Origin of the sequence: Streptomyces viridosporus (genome assembly GCF_002078235.1) — a bacterium.
Classification (GTDB): domain Bacteria; phylum Actinomycetota; class Actinomycetes; order Streptomycetales; family Streptomycetaceae; genus Streptomyces; species Streptomyces viridosporus.
In genome coordinates this window covers 1-19,740 of record NZ_MSGP01000086.1, presented here as the reverse complement: position 1 = coordinate 19,740, position 19,740 = coordinate 1, and the positions used below count along the sequence as shown (strand labels likewise).

Sequence of the window (19,740 nt, the reverse complement as noted above, 5' to 3'; positions counted from 1 at the left end):
CGCCGCCGAACGCGCCGCCGTCGGTACGGACGTGCTGGTCAACAACGCCGGACTGCAGCTCGTCCGCCCCATCGAGGAGTTCCCGCCCGACGTCTTCCACACGGTGCTCACCGTGATGCTGGAGGCGCCGTTCCGGCTCATCCGCGGAGCCCTGCCCCACATGTACGGCCAGGGGTGGGGCCGCATCGTCAACGTGTCCTCGGTCCACGGCCTGCGCGCCTCGGCCTACAAGTCCGCCTATGTGGCCGCCAAACACGGCCTGGAGGGACTGTCCAAGACCACCGCCCTCGAAGGCGCACCCCACGGTGTCACCTCGAACTGTGTGAACCCCGCCTATGTGCGCACCCCCCTGGTCGAGCGGCAGATCGCCGACCAGGCCCGCACGCACGGCATCCCCGAGGAACGCGTCCTGTCCGAGGTGCTGCTGCAGGACAGCGCCGTCAAACGGCTCATCGAGCCGGAGGAGGTCGCCGGGGCGGTGGCCTATCTGTGCGGCCCGCAGGCGTCCTTCGTGACCGGCACGTCGCTGGTCCTGGACGGGGGCTGGACCGCCCACTGAGGCGTGGGACGACGGCCCGGCCGAGTCGTCCACAGCCCTGCCGGAGCGGCCGTGGGATGAGGAATCCTGTGAGCATGTCCCGTGATCACGTGCAGTCCGCCGAGCATGCCGTCCCCGGCGCCGCGACGTCCGGCCGGGCACGCTCCGGCGTCCGCCCCGCGTCCGCCGGCGCCGAGACCCCGTTCCTGGAACTGCTCGCCCGGGGCGCGCCCGCCGAGACCTACGAGCAGCCGGTGCTGCTCGCCCGGGCCGAAGGGCAGCCCGCCGAGCGCATCGCCGCGCTCGAGCAGGCCAAGCTGCTCGCCCTGCGCGTGCGCTCGGAGCTGGAGGGCCGGCGCCGCAGGGAGGCCGAGCTGTCCGCGCTCTTCGAGACCGCCCACGACCTCGCCGGACTGCGCGACCTGGACGCCGTGCTCCAGGCGATCGTGCAGCGCGCCCGCTCGCTGCTGGGCACCGACGTCGCCTACCTCAGCCTGAACGACCCGGCCAGGGGCGACACCTACATGCGGGTCACCGAGGGCTCGGTCGCCGCCCGCTTCCAGCAGCTGCGCCTCGGCATGGGGGAGGGGCTCGGCGGCCTGGTCGCCCAGACCGCCCGCCCCTACGTCACCGACGACTACTTCCGCGACGGCCGCTTCCAGCACACCCGCACCATCGACACCGGCGTGCGGGACGAGGGGCTCGTGGCCATCCTCGGGGTGCCCCTGATGCTCGGGCACCACGTCATCGGCGTCCTGTTCGCCGCCGACCGGCGGGCCCGGCTCTTCGAACGGGAGCAGATCGCCCTGCTCGGTTCCTTCGCCGCCCTCGCCGCGGCCGCCATCGACACCGCCAACCTGCTCGCCGAGACCCGCTCGGCCCTCGCCGACCTGGAACGCGCCAACGAGATCATCCAGGACCGCAGCGGGGTCATCGAGCGCGCCTCGGACGTCCACGACCGGCTGGCCGAGCTGGTCCTGCGCGGTGGCGGGGTGCACGACGTCGCCGCCGCCGTCTCCCAGGTCCTGGACGGCACGGTCGAGTTCACCGAGGCCGCCGCGGCGCCCGCCCGGGCCCTGGAGTCCTCGCGGGCCGAAGGGCACGCGGTGCGGCACGGGGACGACTGGATCGCCGCCGTGGCCGCCGGGGGCGAACTCCTCGGCGCCCTCGTCCTGCGCGGTCATCCCGGCCTCGACCCCGTCGACCAGCGGACCCTGGAGCGCGCGGCCATGGTCACCTCACTGCTGCTGCTCGCCCGCCGCTCCGCCGCCGAGGCCGAGCAGCGCGTCCGCGGCGAGCTGCTCGACGACCTGCTCGACGCCCGCGACCGCGACCCGCGCCTGCTGCGCGAGCGCGCGGCCCGGCTGCAGGCCGACCTCGACGCCACCCACGCGGTGCTCGCGGCCCGGCTGGAGGGCGGCGCCGCCGACGCCGACCAGGAGGCGGACGCCCGCAGACGCCTGTGGGCCGCGGCCTCGCACCTCGCGGCCACCCGGCAGGGCCTCGCCGCCGCACGCGACGGCGGCACCGTCCTGCTGCTGCCCCTCGCCCCCGGGGACACCGCCACCGACCTGGCCCGCCGCACCGCCCGGCACCTGGGCACGGCCGTCCACGAACCGGTCACCGTCGGCGCGTCCGCCCCGGTGGAGCGGCTCACCGATCGCCCCGACACCGTGGCGGCGGCCTACGCGGAGGCCCGGCGCTGCCTCGACACCCTGCGGCGGCTGGGTCGCTCAGGTGACGGCGCCGCCGCCGAGGACCTCGGCTTCCTGGGACTACTGCTGGCGGGGGAGCAGGACATCGGGGGCTTCGTCGACCGCACCATCGGCCAGGTCGTGGCGTACGACGAACGACGCGGCACCGAGCTGCTGCGCACCCTCGACGCGTACTTCGCCAGCGGCATGAGCCCCGCCCGCACCAAGGACGACCTGCACGTCCACGTGAACACCGTCGCCCAGCGCCTGGAGCGCATCGGCCGCCTCCTCGGCGGCGACTGGCAGAGCCCCGCCCGGGCGCTGGAGATCCAGCTCGCCCTGCGCCTGCACCGGTTGTCGGCGGGGACACCGCCCGCACCGCACTGACCCCCGTACGCCCGCGCGTACGGGGTCGGTGATCCGCGGGGTCGGACGGTGTGCGCGTCCTGCGCCGACCGGGTTCCGTCCGGCGCCTCCGCGTCACCGGACGGGGCGACCTCGGTCAGGTCCCGGCGGCGGGTCTCCTCGGCCACGGCCACGATCGTCAGCGGGCTCGCCGCGGTGACGTACGGCGCGATCGGGGTGGAGCCGCCGTGCTCCGAGAGCAGCGCGGTGGCGATGAGCGGCGTCGGCGCACCCGCCGCGATGGAGGAGAACCGGGCGCCGGTGGAGGCACCGGAGCAGCGCGTCCGGGTGGTCTGCGGCCACGAGGCCCAGAACCCGCGTCGCCGCGCGTCTCGGCACCGGCACGGCCTCTCCCGGCGGGATCATCCGCCGGATCCCCGACAACGACAGGTGGTTCCGTGCGTGCACTGCACCGAGGCCACCGGTGTGCGCAGCCTCCGGCACCGACGACGGCCGCGCCCGGACACGGCTCAGCGTCCCGTCTCCCGGTGCAGTCTCCACGCCTCCTCGCGCAGGTCCGCGTCGAGGAGCAGGTCCGCGGCCGTGCAGGCCAGCGCGCCGGTGACGGCGACGAGGACGTCACGGGCCCGGGGGGAGGCGGCCGCCGCGGCGAACTCGGGGGTGTGGTCGGACCCCTCGTCCATGATGGCGACGAAGGGGTGGATGGCGGGCACGCGCGTACTGACGTTGCCGATGTCCGACGATCCCAGGTAGACGCCCGGCGCAGGCGGCGTCAACTCGATCCCCGCCCCGGACAGGTGCCCGGCGAACGTCTCGGACAGCGGGCCGCTGTCACGGAAGTGCTCGTAGCGGAGCGTGGCTCGTTCCACCTCGGCCCTGGTGCCGGTGGCGTGGGCGACGCCCTCGGCGGCGGCGCGCAACTGCCCGGCCAGGTCTTCCAACGCCTCGGTCGTCGCCGCGCGCAGGCCGAACAGCCCCTCCGCGTACTCCGGGACGATGTTGGTGGCCCTGCCTCCGTCGGTGACGATCCCCTGGACGTGGGAGGCCGCCGGCAGCCGCCTGCCCAGGGCGGTCAGCACGTTGAACAGCTCGACCAGCGCCAGGAGGGCGTCGACGCCCTCGGTCGGGTTGCCGGTGGGGTGCGCGGCGCGGCCGTGGAAGGCCACCCGGTACTGCTCCTGCGCGGTCAGCGGCGCCCGCGTCCAGTCGTACACGCCCGGGTGGAACATCAGCGCGGCGTCGACGTCGTCGAACACGCCGGCCTCCACCTCCAGGACCTTTCCGCCCCCGCCCTCCTCGGCCGGCGTCCCGACCGCCAGGATCCGTCCGGTCGAGGCGTCCAGCACCGCGTTCAGCGCGAGCGCCGCTCCCAGGCCGGCGGCGGCGATGAGGTTGTGCCCGCAGGCGTGGCCGAGGCCCGGCAAGGCGTCGTACTCCAGCAGCAGTGCCACCGCGGGACGGCCGTGACCCGAGCGGGCGGTGAACGCGGTGGGCATCCCGGCCGTCCCGCGTTCGACCTCGAAACCGGCACTCTCCAGCGCGCCCGTCAGCAGCGCCGCGGCCCGGTGCTCGGAGAAGGCGTGCTCGGGGTGGGCGTGCAACTCGCGGGCGGCCTCCCACAGCAGATCCGCCCGTTTCGCGACCTCCCCGCGCAGCCTGTCGTGGACGTCGGCGTTCACGTCGTCGCCGGAAGGCGTACGGGCCACCTGGCCTCCTCGGATCAAGGTGCGGTCGCGGGTCCTCGCTTCGTGCACCACCGGGTGCCATCAACCGGGCGTCGCCACACCTCCGGGTTTCCACCGGGGCACCGGCGCGACACGTCCGGTGCGGCACGTCCGGTGCGCTCCCGGCCGGCGCGGAGCGAAGCCGCCGGGCGGGCCGGGGCCTCCGCGGACCCGGGGCCGGCCCACGCGGTGGGCGGTGTCGCCCGCTTCGCCGGGGCACCGGGGCGGCGGGGCCGACATGCGCCGTCCCCTCCCCCGTGGACACGATGTATCTGTCGGCCGGCCCGGTACGACGGGCCCCACCGGAGAGCCCCCCGGGACAGCGAGGAGACCGCCATGGCGAGCATCAGCCCGATCGACCTGCAGAAGGCGCTCAAGGGCGCCGAGTACCCTGCCGGCCGCGACGACCTGGTCGCGCCGGCCAAGGACAACGGTGCGGACGACACCCTCGTCGAGAAGCTCGCCGATGCTTCCGCGGACGAGTTCGACGGCCCGAACGACGTCCAGAAGGCCGTGTTCGGGAACGCATGACCCGGACGGTTCCCGCGCGACCCGGATCACGCACGGGAGATGAGACGCCGAGACAGCGGTACGGCCCGGCCCTCGCGGTGCCGACGGTATCCGGCACCGCGAATCCGTTGTCTGTCCGTGTCGATACGACCGTGTCGTGCCGGGCGTCCACCGCCGTGGGTGACGTCCCGCCCGTCCCGGGGCGGCCGACGCTACTTGTCTTCGACCGTGTCGCCGCCCGTGCTCGAAAAGCCGAAGTCCAGCACCTCGGCGACCTCGCGGCGGGTCTGTTCCGCGGTGAGCGCGGCCGCCGCGACGACGTCGCCGCGTTCGGCTATCAAGCGGTCGTAGATCGGCGCGGCGGCTCTTCCGGCGGTCTTCACGTCTTGGTCCGTTCTGTCGTTCTGTTCGGTGCGGAGGCACGGGCACGAGTACGGGTGCGGCCCGGGGGAGGATCAGCTGCCGCTCAGGAGGGAGTCGTCCTGGGGCCGGGCGCCGGGCAGCTGGTGACGGGCCGCGATCAGGGCCGCGTCGATGTCGCGGGTGCCGGTGGAGACGCACAGGGTGTAGGCGACGTCCTCCATCCGCTGCCGCCCCCGCGCGCTGTCCGCCTCGGAGGCGTCCAGAGCCACCAGGGCCTCGTACTGCTCGATCAGGTCCCGCAGCACCGCGGGATGGGCCATCAACATCGGGGGTTCTCCTTCCGCACCGCCACGAGAACCGGGGCGGGGTCCTCGCCCGGCTACCCGGTTCCCCGTCCCGCATGCCCCACGGCCACCATGGAGCCGGTGATGTCGGAGGAGCGCTGTACGTCCTGTACCCAGGCAACACTTGTCGTCTGCCGGCGCGGGCTGCGTGCAGTTGTCCGGAAACGGGTAGGTCCTGCGGTGACCGGGTGTCCGGCATATGCCGGGCGGGAGGGAAGCCGTCATATGTCGATCGTCCGCCCCGCGCCGCCGGGACGTCCGCCCGGGTGCGAGACGCCGCCGGGACGCATCCGCACGGTCCGGGCCGACAGCGGCGGAGAGGATCCGCGCCGGGTGCGCAGCCCCTCGTTCGCCCTGTGCCCGGCCGGCCGGGACGGTCGCCCCCCGCCGGGTGTGGGTCATGGCTGACAGGGGCAGGGCAGCGCTGGCGCTGGTGCGGCTGATGCAGGCCGGCCACACCGCCACGCTCGAGCAGCTGCCGGACCTCATCGCCGAGTACGCCGCCGGTGCCGGGGCGTACGACACGGCCGTCTTCGTCGTCGACATCCGCGAGACGGTGCTGCGCCGGCTCACGGGCAAGGGCCCGGAGGCGGGGACCGAGAGGCAGGAGTTCACCGTCCGGGGCAGCCTGCCCGGTCAGGCGTACCAGCGCGTGGACCTGCTCGCCGAGCCGGCGACGGGCGGCGCGCCGGACGGCCGGCGCCGGTGGTGGGTGGCCGTCACCGACGGCGTGGAGCGCCTGGGCGTGCTGCGGACCGACACCGACACCGACGACGAGGAGGCCCGCCAGGCCGTGCGCGACCTGGCGTCGATGACGGCCCTGCTCCTGCTGAGCAAGCGGTCCTTCAGCGACTCCTACGCGCGCCTGGTGCGCACCGAACCGATGAACGTGGCGGCCGAGATGCAGTGGAACCTGACCCCGCCGCCCGCGTACGCCGGACACGACGCGACGGTGGGCGCGGTCATGGAGCCCGCCTACCAGGTCGGCGGGGACGCCTTCGACTACGCGGTGGCCGGCAGCACCCTCCATCTGGGTGTCTTCGACGCCATGGGCCACGACACCACCGCCGGGATCACCGCGAACGTCGCCGTGGCGGCCTGCCGCAACGCCCGCCGCCACGGCGTGTCACTGGCCGGGACCAGCGAGCGGATCGAGCAGACGCTGCTGGATCAGTTCGGCGCCAGCCGCTACGTCACCGGCGTCCTGGCCGACCTCGACATGGAGACCGGGCGGCTGGCCTGGGTCAACCGCGGTCACCCTCTTCCGATCCTGATCCGCGGCAACCGCTGGACCAGCGAACTGGCCTGCCCGCCGGCCGGCCCCATGGGTACCGGCCTGGACCTGCCGGTGACCGAGTGCGTCGAGCAGTTGGAGCCCGGCGACCGCCTGGTGCTGTACACCGACGGCGTGGTCGAGGCCCGCGACGCCCGGGGCAGGCGGTTCGGCCGGGACCAGTTCGTCGACTTCGTCCGGCGTCACCACTCCGGCCGGCACACCCTGCACGAGACCCTGCGCCGGCTGATGGCGGCCGTCATGGACCACCACGGCGGGAAACTCGACGACGACGCCACCGTCCTGCTCGCCGAATGGCGCGGCGGCCACCAGGACGAGCTGACCCCCTGAACCGCGGCCCCGCGGGACGGGAGCGCCTCGTTCGGCGTACCGGGCCGGTCATGTCCGCGGCGCTGCGACCCGCTGCCGTCATCCGCTCACGGTGCCTTGCCCGTCCGTCTCGCGCCTCGGGTGCGCCATGCACCGCCCGGCGCGCGAGCGCCGGGCGGCGCGGCGGCGCAGGTACAGCGGCAGCGCGTACCAGCACAGGCCGAACCACAGCATGACCCCGGCGGCGAGTGCTTCGGCGAGGACGCCGGGAACCACGACACGGAGGATCAGCAGGAGCGTGCAGCCGATGGTCAGCGCGAGGAGGACCATGCCGCACCTCATCAAGCGGCAGGCGGCCTCCACTATCTCGTCCTTCATGCGCTGTCCGGACAGGAGGCGGTGAAGGGAGACGGGGGCGATGAGCGATCCGGTGGCCGCCGCGCCGAGCACCACGGTGATGACGTAGACGACGCGGTCGAACGTCTCCAGCTCCCGGAACAGCGGGGTGAACGCCACACTGAGCAGGAACCCGAAGAGGATCTGCACGCCCGTCTGGGTGACCCGGGTCTCCTGCAGGACCTCGTTCCAGCGGCGGTTGACCCGCTCACGCGGTGTTTCCGGAGCTTCGGCCCCGGGCCCCGGACCGCGGTCGTCGTGGCGTGCGCAGCAGGTGGTGTCCTCGCCCACCAGTTCGACCGGCTGCTCCGTCATGGTCATGGCACCCTCCGTATCCCAGGCAGACCGCTTGCCCCGTCCGGGCGCCTTCCATGCAGGTCACAGGGCACGAAAGGGCCGGTCCGGCCGCAGTGGACGGTGGTGATGCCGCACACGGATGGATGGCTGTGTGGCGCAGCGTGACGTGTCACTCCAGGACGCGACGTACGAGCGTGTCGTAGGCACCGGGGGCGTCGCCCTCGGCCACGGGACGGCCGGCGCCGGGATCGCCCTCCCGGCGCCGGCCGATGCCCGGGTTGTGGACGTCCGAACCGTCCGGGGGAAGAAGTGCGGGCTGCCCTGCTTCCGGTGACCTCGATGCCGCCCCGGACTGCGCGAGCGTGCGGTTCCGTTGTGGCCGACGGTCACTGGACGGGGCGAGTGCGTGCCACCGCGACGCATGGGCGGCCGTTCATCCGCACGATCCCGGCCATACGTTCACCCCGCCACTCCGCTTCCCGGGTCTGAGGGGCGGTCGCACCGGCCGTCCCCGGGCACGCCGGTGCGGCGGGCGCCGGTATGCCGCCGGTGCCCGCCGCCGTGGGTCCTTGCCGGTTCAGCTGTAGGGGATCACCAGCACGGACCTGTCCGTGCCCGTCTGAAGCTTCGAGGCTCCGTTGCCGATGGCGCTCCACACCTCGAGGCGCACGGTGCCGCCGTTGAGGTTGCCGAGGCTGCCCGTGGCCGCCTTGAGACCGCGGGCCTGCGTGTACTCCTCCCACCCGGTGACCGGGTCGGTCGCGAAGTAGTGGTACGTCTCGGTCCGGTCGAAGGTGCCGTCGCCGGTGAAGTCGTAGCTCACCCTGGCCTGTTGGCCGAGGCCGACCGTGGTGCCCGCGTCCACCTGGAGCCGGAAGGCGGTCTGCGCGCCCGGCGTGAGCGTGCCGTTGACGCCGCGGACCTGGTACACGAGGGGCTGGTACGGGGTGCCGTCACGGTTGGTGCCACCGGCGGAGGCGATGGTGTCGCTGCCCGCCGTGCCGCCGGTCGCCGTGGTCAGGACGCCGCCGCCGCGCAGCTGGAAGGTGTTGCCGGTGGGCGGCTCCGGGTCCGGGTCGGGGTCCGTGGACCCGGTCCCACTGCCGGTCGCGGTGGAACGGGCCGGTACGGACAGGGTCTTGCCGTCGGAGAAGGTCACGGTGCGGGCCGTGGACCCGTGGTTGTGGGCCGCGTAGGTCCGGGTCGTGCCCTTGGTGAAGACGGCCGAGGTGGGGATGTCACCGGTCACGGTGGTGTCCGGAGCGCCGAGCGTGGCGAAGGTGTTGATCCAGTGGTACGTGTGCGCCTTCGACTCGCCCTCCTCCGGCGTGTAGCCGGCGTGGCCCGCGTCCCACTTGGCCTTGGCCGTGGCGGGGGCGGCGAAGGACTCGAACTCCCAGAGCAGGTCCCGCCATTCGACGGCCGGGCCGCCGTTCTCCCGCTCCATCTCGGCGATGTTGCGCCGGATGGCGGCCTTCTCGCCGCCGAGGTGCAGCGAACCGCCGGTCACGGGCAGGACGTTGATGCCGTGGATCTCCTCGGGGTTGGCGGTCCACCAGGTGGCGTAGGCGGCGCCGCTGCCCCACACCATGCCGGCCGTGTCGTGACCGAAGGAGGACGGGAAGACCTGCTCGTCGGCGTCGAACCAGTACTGGGCGATCGACTCCGACTCGGTGGTCAGCAGGAAGGTGCCGAGGTCGCGCAGCGAGGTGTCGCCGGTGGCGGAGCCCCACAGGACGAGGGCCGCGCTGAGGTTGGTGGACTCGGAGGAGGACTCCTGGTTGTTGCCGGCCGCGAAGCCCTGGTGACCGGAGGCCCAGCTGTGGCCCGCGTAGACGTCGAAGCCGCGCAGGAAGGGGAAGGCGGTGTCGGTGCGGCTGGGGTTGGCGGTGTCCCGCACGAGGGTCTTCACCATGCCGCCCCAGGCGGAGTCGGCGGCCCACGCCGGGTCGTACTGGGCGATGATCGCCGCCGCGTAGACGTAGTAGCCGTAGTGGAAGTGGTGGTCGTTCAGTTCGGTGTCGCTGCCGTAGGAGGCGGGGTAGCCGGTGAGCGTCTTCCAGTCCTTGTCGTAGCTGAACTCGTTCGCGCCTCCCGCCGTGAACCAGTCCTGGAGCTTGCCCTTCATCAGGCCGAGCATCCGGTCGCGGACGGCGGTCTCACCGATCTGGTCGGCCACCGGCACGAGCTGGGCGAGGCGGCCGAGGGCCTTGCCGGTCCAGTAGGTGTCGGTGGCGCCGGAGAACGGGTCGGAGGCGTTCACGACGTCGTTCAGGTATCCGCGCAGCCGGGCGGCGTCCACGCCGTTCGACTTGGGCAGCGCGGGGAGCACCGGCGACGCCTTCTGGCTCGTGGTGAAGGAGGCCGACTCGCGGACCTTCATCGTGCCGCGCGGCGAGACGTAGGTGTAGGAGGTGAGGGGGTCGGTGGTGTTCAGCCACTGGTGGCGGTAGAGCGCCTGGAGCGTGCCGCGCTCGGTGCCCTCCTTCGCCTCGGTGGTCAGCGTGTAGGTGGCCCTGACGGTGCCCCCGGTGTAGTTCCAGGTGACCTTGGAGTCGGTGACGAAGCTGTAGGCGTACTTCTTGAACGTCGCCAGCGCGCCGGTGGAGGGCAGCACCGCGACGGAGAAGTAGTCCTTGGAACCGAGACCCGCGGTGACGGTCGAACCGGCGACGTTCCAGTCGCTGCCCGTCGGCGCGAAGAGGGCGTAGTGGTGCCCGGCGACGGTGATGCCGAGCACGTTGCCCTGGTCGGCGAAGACGGTGGGCGCTCCGGCCGTGGTGATCTGCGCGTTGCCGCCGGAGCCCTTGGCGTAGACGAACGGGGAGCCGTGGCCGATGGTCGTGCGCAGGGTGCGGGCGCCGTCGGACCAGTACGGGGTGACCGTCCAGTCGGACCAGTCGTCGGCCTTGGCGTCGGGGGAGTTGAGGCCGGTCAGCCCGATGGTGAGGTCGCGCTTGTGGGCGTACTCGTACTGGCGGCCGTCACCGACGATCGCGGGGGACGTGGGGTAGCCGACGTCGAGTCCGCCGGCCGTGGCCTGGTAGGTGAGCGGGTGCCCGTACATGGGGGTCGAGTACGGGTTGTCGCCGTAGCGCTGGAAGGCGAGGGAGGACCACCAGTCGTTGGTGGGCACGGGCCGGTTGCGGGCGGCGGCGGTCAGCTTGGGCGTGACCGGTGTTCCGGTGTTGGTGGTGGGGCCCGACGTACCGGCGGGCCGGGTGTCGGAGTAGCTGCCGGAGCCTACGGGGACGGTGGCGGCGGCCGCCGGTGCGGCGGCCGGGCCCAGGCCGACGACGGCGAGGGCGGAGGCCAGAAGCAGTACCACTGCCGGTCTGGTGTGGGGGGATGGCATGGGGCACCTCGAGTCATTGCAGCAGGAGGGTTGAGAGCGCTCTCAGATGGCCGGAACGTAAAGTCCATGTAATGCACGTGTCAATACTTGGAGCGAGGTCAACAGTTGAAACCGGGCCTAAATCCGTTTTGTCTTCACGCTGTGACGTCGTGAGGGCGTGAGAGCGCGGGGCTTCCTTCAAGCGGAGGCGCGAGAACGCTCTTGCGCGTGGGCCCTGCCCTGAAGCCGGCCGGGCTGCCCGCGCGGCTTCGAGCGGGAGAGGTGCGGGAGAGAGACGCAGGGGGGAGCGGTACGGCAGCGGACGGGTGCCCGCGGGCCGAGGGAGCGAGGGCGCGTGGTCCGGGGCGGCGCGATGGTGGCGTGCCGACTTCCGCGCCGGTCGGGTGCTGACCGGAAGCCCGCGTCGTCGCCCCCGCGCCGGTCAGGTGTGCCGGGCGTGCACCGGGGAGTGGGCGACCTCGTCCGGGCACTTCGGGTGCGGCCGGTGCGTCCGCCGGTCACGCCGCCAGTCGGACAGGGCGAGGGCCAGGGACGCCGCCATGCCGGCCAGGGCGGCACCCAGCGCGGTGACGAGGGCGCCGCGGTAGTCGCCGCTCCTGCCGAGCACCAGGTAGAAGAGGCCCGGCAGGGCGGCGGTCCCCACCGCGGCGCCCAGCCGCTGCCCGGTCTGCAGGGCGCCGCCCGCCGCACCCGCCATGCGCACGGGCACGTCCCGCAGGGTCATGGTGATGTTGGGGGAGACCACGAAGCCGCTGCCGATGCCGCCGAGGAGCAGCGCCGGGGCGGCGATCCAGGGGGCGATGTCGACGGGCGCGAAACGGAGCAGCAGCGCGGTGGTGCCCAGGCCGATGATCACTCCCAGGAGGCCGCACACGGTGAGCAGGCGGCCGAACCGGTCCACCAGCCGGCCCGCGACCACGGCCGCGCTCGCCGAGCCGAGGGCGAAGGGGGTCACGGCGAGGCCGGACAGCAGCGGGGAGAAGCCGAGGCCGTGCTGGTAGAAGAGGGCGAACACCAGCCAGACCCCGCTGAAGCCGACGAAGTACAACGTGCCGACACCGGCGCCGGCGGCGTACCCGCGCACCATGGTGAACAGGCGCAGGTCGAGCAGCGGCTGGGCGTCCCGGGCGACGAGACGGCGCTGCCGGCGGACGAAGACGGCGAGGATCGCGACGCCGGCGAGGAACAGCCACCACAGGCGGCCGATGCCCCCGGAGTCCGCCTGGACCAGCGGATACATGACCCCGAGGACACCGGCGCCGAGGAGCAGGACGCCGGGCACGTCCACGTGTCCCCGGCCGGACCGCCGGGTGCGGGGCAGCAGGCGGCGGCCGAGCAGGACGGCGAGGATGCCGATGGGGACGTTGACGTAGAAGATCCACCGCCAGCCCTGGGGGCCGGAGGCCAGGGCCAGGATGACGCCGCCGAGGATCGGGCCCGTGGCCGAGGAGATGCCGACGGTCGCGCCGAAGAAGCCGAAGGCGCGACCGCGTTCCGCGCCGCGGAACAGCTGCTGGATGAGCGCGGAGTTCTGCGGGGCCATGAAGCCGGCCGCCAGGCCCTGGGCGAGGCGGGCCACCACCAGCAGCGTGATGTCGGGGGCCGCCCCGCAGGCCGCGCTGAAGGCCACGAAGCCGCTGAGGGCCAGCAGGAAGATGCGGCGCCGGCCCAGGGCGTCGCCGAGGCGCCCGGCGGTGACGAGGGCGAGGGCGAAGGAGAGGGCGTATCCGGACACCACCCACTGCACCTGGGCGGGGGAGGCGTGCAGGTCGCGCTGGATGGTGGGCAGGGCGACCGCCACGATCGTCACGTCCAGCAGGCTCATGAAACCGGCCACCAGGGTGACCCACAGGGCCCGCCACCGGTGTGGATCCGGTTCGTACCCGGTCTCCCGGGCGCCAGGGGTCCGACCGCCTCCCGCCGACGTCGATGCCGCCACAAGGACTCCTCTCACCGGGGCCGCGCCCCGGCGGACCAAGTTCCCCCGTCGTTGCGCGGACACACCCCCAGCCTGCGACCGGAACACCCCCGGGGGAAAACCGTGCCCGGACCGCCGCCCCGGGCGCCGCCGGGGAACCGGCCTCGTGTTCCTCCGTCCCGTCCGTTGACAGGAGGTCACGGCACTCCCATCATGGGAGCGCTCCCATCAGCGGGGGTCCGACCGCCGCCCCGCCCGTGCACGACCGCACCGCACCCACGCACCGTTCCCCGTGCCACCGACGCGGAACGTCCTGCTGCCGCGTCGGCACCCCGCCCGTCCGGCCGCACGGGTCCGGCACCCGCCGCCCGCCCGTGCCGCCGGACCCCGAGGGAGGACCCGCATGCCCCTGCCGCAGTTACCCCGGTCGCAGAGATCCGGCCGACCGGCCGGTACCGGCCCCCGCCACCTCGCACGCACCGCCGCCGCCCTGGCCGCCGCGCTCGCCCTGCTGTCCCCACCGCTCGCCGCCGGTGCCGCGTCCGCCACCGCGCGGGAGGCCCCCGCCGCGGAGGTCGGCGTCCGGATCAACACGCAGGCATCGCTGGGGCGCCTGTCCGACACCGCACGCGGCGTCAACGCCGCCGTCTGGGACGCGCACATGAACGACCCCGAGGTCGCCGCCCTGATGAAGGCGGCCGACGTCGGGGCGATGCGCTACCCCGGCGGTTCGTACGCGGACATCTACCACTGGGAGACGCACACGGCACCCGGCGGATACGTCGCCCCCGGCACCGACTTCGACTCCTTCATGGGCACCGTCCGCGCCGCCGGAGCCCAGCCGATCCTGATCGCCAACTACGGCTCCGGCACGCCCGAGGAGGCGGCCGGCTGGGTCCGGTACGCGAACGTCACCAAGGACTACGACGCGCGGTACTGGGAGATCGGCAACGAGATCTACGGCAACGGCCACTACGGCAACGGCTGGGAGCACGACGAGCACGAGGACAAGAGTCCCCGGGAGTACGCCCGCCAGGTCCGCGCCTACGCCGGGGCCATGAAGGCCGTCGACCCCACCATCAAGATCGGCGCGGTGCTCACCACCCCGGGCCACTGGCCGGACGGCGTCGTCGGCGAGGGCGATCCGGGCGACTGGAACCACACCGTGCTCTCCGAGGTCACCGACGTCATCGACTTCGTGAGCGTCCACTGGTACGCGGGCGGCGCCGACACCACCGCCGAGGACGCCATGGCCAGGCTGGCCAGGCTGCCCGGCGAGCTGCGGGAGGTCCGCAGCCAGCTCGACCGGTACGCGGGCGCCGACTCACCGCGCATCGGCATCGCCCTCACCGAGATCAACACCAACACCGGCGGTGCCATGCTGACCGCCCGCCCCAACGGCCTGTTCGCCGCCGACGCCTATCTGACGGCCCTGGAGAACGGCGTCTTCACCGTCGACTGGTGGAACACCCACAACGGCGCGGGCCGGATCACCACCGTCGACGGCGAGACGGACTACGGCGACATGGGGATGCTCTCCAGCGGCGGCTGCACCGGTGACGTCTGCGAACCGGCGCCGAACACACCGTTCCACCCCTACTACGGCATGAAGATGACCAGCGAACTGGGTACCGCGGGCGACACCCTGGTCGCCGCCGCGTCCTCCGCGCAGGACGTCTCCGCACACGCCGTGCACCGTCGCGACGGGCGTCTGAGCGTCCTGCTCATCAACAAGGACCCGGACGCCGCCCGGACCGTGGACCTCGAGTACGCGGGCTTCACCCCGTCCGCCGCCGCACCCGAGGTCAGCCGCTACGCGCGCGGCGACGGCGACATCACCGACGTCACCGACGGCGGGGCGTCCGCCTCCCGGGTCACCGTGCCGCCGTACGGGATGCTCGCCCTCACCCTCACCCCCCGAGCCGGCACCGGGCCCGGTGCCTCCGACGCCGGGACCCCGGGGACCCCGCGGCTGGAGGCGGTCACCGACACCACCGCGCGCCTGTCCTGGGAAGGTGCGCGGGGCGCCGCCCGCTACCTGGTCCAGGCGCGCGACGGCGCCCACACCCGGCTGGTCGGCGAGACCACCGGCACGTCCGTGACCCTGCGGAACCTGCCTCCGGGCAGCACCCACACGGTCAACGTGCTGGCGGCCGACGCCTCGGGACGGCCTTCCGCCCCCTCCGCTCCGCTGACCTTCACCACCGGCACCCCGTCGGACGCCGCCTGCGCGGTGACCTACCACCGCGACACGAGCTGGGGCAACGGCTTCGTGGCCACGGTCACCGTCCGCAATCTCTCGGACACCCCGATCACCGGGTGGACCGTGGACTGGGACTGGCCGACCGACCGCCAGTCGGTGTCCTCCGGCTGGAACGCCACGTTCCACCAGACCGGCCGGCACGTACGGGTGACCGCCCCCGAGGGTGCCGGGCCGCTGGCCCCGGACGGCGGGTCGACGGCCTCGTTCGGCTTCGTCGGCGCCAACGACGGGCCCAACCCGCGGCCGACGGCCTTCCGCCTCAACGGCACCGTCTGCTCGGGCGGCGGCTGACGCCCGGCCCGCCCGGGGCCGGCGGGGCCTGCCGCGGGTGACCGGCCGCCCGCGGCAGGCCCCGCCCCGCACGGGCGGGCCGGGAGAACCGCCCGGCGGGCGGGCGGCACGGCCGTCCCCGCCCCGCCGGAGGAGGGCCGGGTGACGTGGGGGAGCCCTTCCGGGGCACTCGCCCACCGAGGGAGGCAACGGTCCGGTGGCCGAGCGGTCCGTCGGACGAGAGAGGCGGGAAGGGCCGGTGGTGCGCGTGCGTGAGGGCGTGGCCGTGGTCACCGGGGCGTCCCGTGCCGCCGGGCGGGCCGCCCCCGGCGGGGCGCACCACCCGCCGGGCGCGGAGCCGGCCCGCGCCCGCCGCCCGGCCGGTGGGCGCGACCGGGGGCGTACCGGAGCGCCGGGACGCCCGCGCGGGCACGGGCGCGGCCGGTACCCGCCGCGCCACTCCTTCCGGGCCTTCCGGATCTTCCGGGCCCTCCGAGTACGGCTGCCGGGTGGGACATGGAACCGCTTCTGATCACCTTCGGGCACGGCACCGCCGACCGCGACCGGATCGCCCGGCTGCTCCGGGACGCCGGCGTGACCGCCGTCGTCGACGTGCGCATCGCACCGGGCAGCCGTCGCGATCCGGACGTGGCCAGGGAGCGGCTGAGCTCCTGGATGCCCGAGCAGGGGATCGCCTACCGGTGGGAGCGGGACCTGGGCGGCTTCCGCAAACCGGCTCCGGACAGTCCGGACGTCGTCTGGCGCAACGCGTCCTTCCGCGGCTACGCCGCGCACACCAGGTCCCCCGACTTCGTCGCCGCCGCGGAACGGCTGCTCGACCAGGCGGCCGTGGCGCGTACGGCCGTGATGTGCAGCGAAGCGGTCTGGTGGCGCTGCCACCGCCGTCTGATCGCCGACTTCGCCGTCCTGGCGCGAGGGACACCGGTCGGCCACCTGATGCACGACGGGCGGACGCACCCCCACACACCGACGCCCGGGGTGCGGCTGCGCGAGGACGGCCTGCTGGTCTACGACGACCTCACCGCGGCCGGCGCGTCGGGCGCACCGCCCGGGAGCGGGCGGCGTCCCGGGTCCTGAGGCAGGCGGTGCCGACGTCCCCCCGGCCGCCCGCGCGGGGCGTGGCGCAGCCGTGGGAGCGGAGGGCGCTCCGGCCGTCGCCGAGGACGTCCCGCCGCCCGCCGCGGTGGGCGCACACCCCGCGGACGAGCAGATCACGCAGCACGGGTACGCCGGTGTCCACGACGGCAGTCCGTTCTGCTCGCGGTGCTGCGTCTTCTTCCCTATGGGCCCCGGGCCGCCGGCGGCAGTCTGCTGCGAAACACCGCTTGGAGGCTCACAGTGACAGCAGGCCCGGCCCACGACAGGGCTCCGAACGACGTCGACTCCCACACGGCATCCTTCGCGCAGCGCCGACTGTGGTTCCTGGACCAGTTGGCCGGTTCCTCCACCGGATCCATGCTGCCGCTGGTCCTGCGGCTGCGCGGTCCGCTGGACGCGGCCCGGCTGGAGCGGTCGCTGTCCGGGATCGCGGCGCGGCACGAGGTGCTGCGCACCCGGTTCCGCGCCGTCGACGGGGAGCCGGTACCGGTGGTCGACCCGCCCACGGGCATCGAGCTGGAGCGCATCGAGGCGGACGGACCCGAGGAACTGTTCACGCGCCGGCTGGGACGCCCCGTCGACCTGTCCGCGCAGCACCCGGTGCGGGCGGTGCTCGCCCGCACCGCGCCCGAGGAGCACCTGCTGCTCGTCGAGGTGCACCACATCGCCGTGGACGGCTGGTCGTGGGGCGTCCTGCTGGACGAGCTCGCCGCCGGCTACCGCGGCGAGACGGTCGCCCCGCCCGCCCTGCGCCACACCGACCACGCCCGCGCCCAGTCCGAACGGCTGCGCGGCGAACGGCTGGAGCGGCTCCTTGGCCACTGGCGCGAACGGCTGCACGGCCTCACCCCGCTCGACCTGCCCACCGACCGCCCGCGTCCGCGCGTCTGGGACGGCTCCGGCGACGTGGTCCGTTTCGACCTGCCGGCCGACCTGGTCGCCGCGGTCGACGCCCTCGCCCGCACCCGGCGCGTCACCCGCTACACCCTCCTGCTCACCGCCTACCAGGCGCTCCTCGGACACTGGGCGGGCCGCACCGACGTCGCCGTGTGCAGCACGCTCGCCGACCGGTCCCGGCCCGGCGCCGACAGGCTCATCGGCCCCCTGGTCAACACCGCCGTGCTGCGCGCCGACCTGTCCGGCGGCCCCGGTTTCACCACCCTGCTGGACCGGGCGCGCGGCCGCGTACCGGTGGACCTCGCCCACGCCGAGGCCCCCTTCGACCTCGTCGTCGGCGCGCTCGGCGGCACCCGGGACCTGTCCCGGCACCCGCTCGCCCAGGCCTCCTTCACCCTGCTCAACGCGCCGATCAGACCGGTGCGGATGCCCGGCCTGGAGGTGACGCTGGTCGAGCCGCCGCTGGCCGAGACCCCGCTGGACGTCTTCCTGGACCTGACCCTGCGGACCGACGGCAGCATCGCCGCCGTCCTCCAGTACGCCACCGCGCTCTTCGACGCCGCCACCATGCGCGCCTTCGCCCGTTCCTACACGGCCCTGCTCGGGGCCGTCCTGGCCGGCCCCGACACTCCCGTGGCGGACCTGTTGCGCGCCCTGCCCGACGTCCCCGGCGGACGCGGCCGTCCCCGCCCCGACTGGCACCGGGCGCCCGACCGCCCGGCGGAGCCCGCGCCGCCGGTCGCCTTCTCCGGCCGTCCCGACGCCCTCGCGCTGCGCTGCGGGGAGGACGGCGTCAGCTACGCGGAACTGGACGTCATGACCGGCTCGCTCGCCGCCGCGCTGCGGGCCGCCGGGGTCACCGCCGGCGATCCCGTGGGCGTGCTCCTGCGCCGCGGCCCGTGGTCGGTCGCCGCCATCGAGGGCGTCTGGCGGGCCGGAGGGGCCTATGTGCCCCTCGACCCCGAACTCCCCGCCGAGCGGCTGCGGTACATGGCCGAGGAGGCCGGACTGGCCTGTGTGGTCGCCGAACCGGCCACCGCCGACGCCGCCGCCCGGCTCGCGCCGGCGACGGTGGACGTCACCGCGGCCGACCCGGTCGCGGACGGTCCCCGCCACCGGCCGCACCCCCGCGAACTGGCCCACGTCGTCTTCACCTCCGGGTCCACCGGCCGGCCCAAGGCCGTCGGCGTCGAACACGCCGCCCTCGCCTCGCACGTGGCCGCCGCCCGGCGGCGCTTCGGGATCACCTCCGCGGACCGGGTGCTGGCCTTCGCCTCCTTCGCCTTCGACGCCTCACTGGACCAGGTGCTGCCCGCCCTCACCTCCGGCGCCACCGTCGTCATGCGGCCCGACGAGCCCTGGCTGCCCACCCAGGTGCCCGAGATCGTCCGGCGGCACGGCCTCACCGTCGTCAACGTGCCCCCCACCTACTGGTCGGAGCTCACCCTCTCCCTCGACCGGCGGCAGGCCGCCGTCCTGGGCTCCCTGCGGCTGCTGATCCTCGGCGGCGAGAGCGTCCCGGCCGACACCCTCGCCGCCTGGCGCGCCGCCGTCCCCGGAGTGCGGGTCTGCAACGCGTACGGGCCCACCGAGACCACGGTCACCGCCACCACCCACGACGCCGACGGCCCGCCGGGGGACACCGTGCCCATCGGCCGGCCCCTGGGCGACCGCCGCGTGTACGTCGTCGACGCCGACGGCGAGCCGGTGCCGGTCGGCGTCGAGGGCGAACTCCTCATCGGCGGCACGGAGGTGGCCCGCGGCTACCTCGGGCGCCCCGCACTGACCGCCGAGCGCTTCGTGCCCGACCCCTACGGGCCGCCCGGCGGCCGCCTCTACCGCACCGGCGACCTCGCGCGCTGGACGCCCGGCGGCGAGCTGGAGTTCCTCGGCCGCCGCGACGACCAGGTCAAGATCCGCGGCTTCCGGATCGAACTCGGCGAAGTGGAGACCGTGCTGCGCGCCTGCCCGTCGGTCGCCGCTGCCGCCGCCCGCCCCGACCGGGCCACCGGACGCAGCCTGACCGGCTACGTCGTACCGGCCCCGGACGCGCCCGCGGCCCCCGACCGGGCGGAACTGCGCG

13 protein-coding genes are annotated in these 19,740 nt (G+C 74.3%); 7 read left to right on the top strand and 6 right to left on the bottom strand.

Features of this window, described 5'->3' with window-relative positions:
* A partial coding sequence (locus B7L92_RS06280) for an SDR family oxidoreductase (RefSeq protein ID WP_081236476.1) occupies positions 1-559 on the top strand: 559 nt, incomplete at its 5' end.
* A gap of 74 nt (positions 560-633) precedes the next feature.
* The gene (locus tag B7L92_RS06275) at positions 634-2,619 is read left to right on the top strand and encodes a helix-turn-helix domain-containing protein (RefSeq protein ID WP_174703935.1); all 1,986 of its coding nucleotides are present in this window, start codon (positions 634-636) and stop codon (positions 2,617-2,619) included.
* Between the two features lie 488 nt (positions 2,620-3,107).
* On the opposite strand, the gene B7L92_RS06265 is transcribed toward B7L92_RS06275, so the two are convergent.
* Entirely contained in the window at positions 3,108-4,304 is a 1,197-nt protein-coding gene (locus tag B7L92_RS06265; RefSeq protein ID WP_081236475.1) for an amidohydrolase, read from the bottom strand.
* A 354-nt stretch (positions 4,305-4,658) separates the two neighbouring features.
* On the opposite strand from B7L92_RS06265, the gene B7L92_RS06260 reads away from it, so the two are divergent.
* A complete protein-coding gene (locus B7L92_RS06260) occupies positions 4,659-4,853 on the top strand; it encodes a DUF2795 domain-containing protein (protein WP_081236474.1) in 195 nt (64 codons plus the stop codon).
* 191 nt (positions 4,854-5,044) lie between these two features.
* Here the strand turns inward: B7L92_RS06260 and B7L92_RS40975 are convergent, their stop codons facing one another.
* Together B7L92_RS40975 and B7L92_RS06255 are read right to left on the bottom strand one after the other, a co-directional pair.
* On the bottom strand, positions 5,045-5,215 hold the full coding sequence (locus B7L92_RS40975; RefSeq protein ID WP_170102175.1) for a hypothetical protein: 171 nt from the start codon (positions 5,213-5,215) through the stop codon (positions 5,045-5,047).
* A gap of 72 nt (positions 5,216-5,287) precedes the next feature.
* A complete protein-coding gene (locus tag B7L92_RS06255; protein ID WP_081236473.1) occupies positions 5,288-5,521 on the bottom strand; it encodes a DUF5133 domain-containing protein in 234 nt (77 codons plus the stop codon).
* A 418-nt stretch (positions 5,522-5,939) separates the two neighbouring features.
* Here B7L92_RS06255 and B7L92_RS06250 point away from each other — a divergent pair, with 418 nt between their 5' ends.
* Entirely contained in the window at positions 5,940-7,163 is a 1,224-nt protein-coding gene (locus B7L92_RS06250) for a PP2C family protein-serine/threonine phosphatase (RefSeq protein WP_081236472.1), read from the top strand.
* A gap of 78 nt (positions 7,164-7,241) precedes the next feature.
* On the opposite strand, the gene B7L92_RS06245 is transcribed toward B7L92_RS06250, so the two are convergent.
* The 3 genes from B7L92_RS06245 to B7L92_RS06230 form a co-directional block, all read right to left on the bottom strand.
* Positions 7,242-7,859 carry a DUF6328 family protein gene (locus tag B7L92_RS06245; protein ID WP_081236471.1) on the bottom strand — a complete coding sequence of 206 codons (618 nt, stop codon included), beginning with the start codon at positions 7,857-7,859 and terminating at the stop codon, positions 7,242-7,244.
* Positions 7,860-8,412: 553 nt separating this feature from the next.
* Positions 8,413-11,190, bottom strand: coding sequence for a glycosyl hydrolase (locus B7L92_RS06235; RefSeq protein WP_081236469.1), 2,778 nt, complete (start codon positions 11,188-11,190; stop codon positions 8,413-8,415).
* Positions 11,191-11,611: 421 nt separating this feature from the next.
* Positions 11,612-13,129, bottom strand: a complete 1,518-nt coding sequence (locus tag B7L92_RS06230; RefSeq protein WP_081236468.1) for an MFS transporter — start codon at positions 13,127-13,129, stop codon at positions 11,612-11,614.
* Between the two features lie 382 nt (positions 13,130-13,511).
* Between B7L92_RS06230 and B7L92_RS06225 the strand changes: the two genes are divergently transcribed.
* From B7L92_RS06225 to B7L92_RS06210, 3 genes are all read left to right on the top strand, one after another.
* The gene (locus tag B7L92_RS06225; RefSeq protein ID WP_081236467.1) at positions 13,512-15,662 is read left to right on the top strand and encodes a cellulose binding domain-containing protein; all 2,151 of its coding nucleotides are present in this window, start codon (positions 13,512-13,514) and stop codon (positions 15,660-15,662) included.
* Positions 15,663-16,157: 495 nt separating this feature from the next.
* Entirely contained in the window at positions 16,158-16,739 is a 582-nt protein-coding gene (locus B7L92_RS06220) for a DUF488 domain-containing protein (protein ID WP_081236466.1), read from the top strand.
* A gap of 261 nt (positions 16,740-17,000) precedes the next feature.
* A partial coding sequence (locus tag B7L92_RS06210) for a non-ribosomal peptide synthetase (RefSeq protein WP_143626246.1) occupies positions 17,001-19,740 on the top strand: 2,740 nt, incomplete at its 3' end.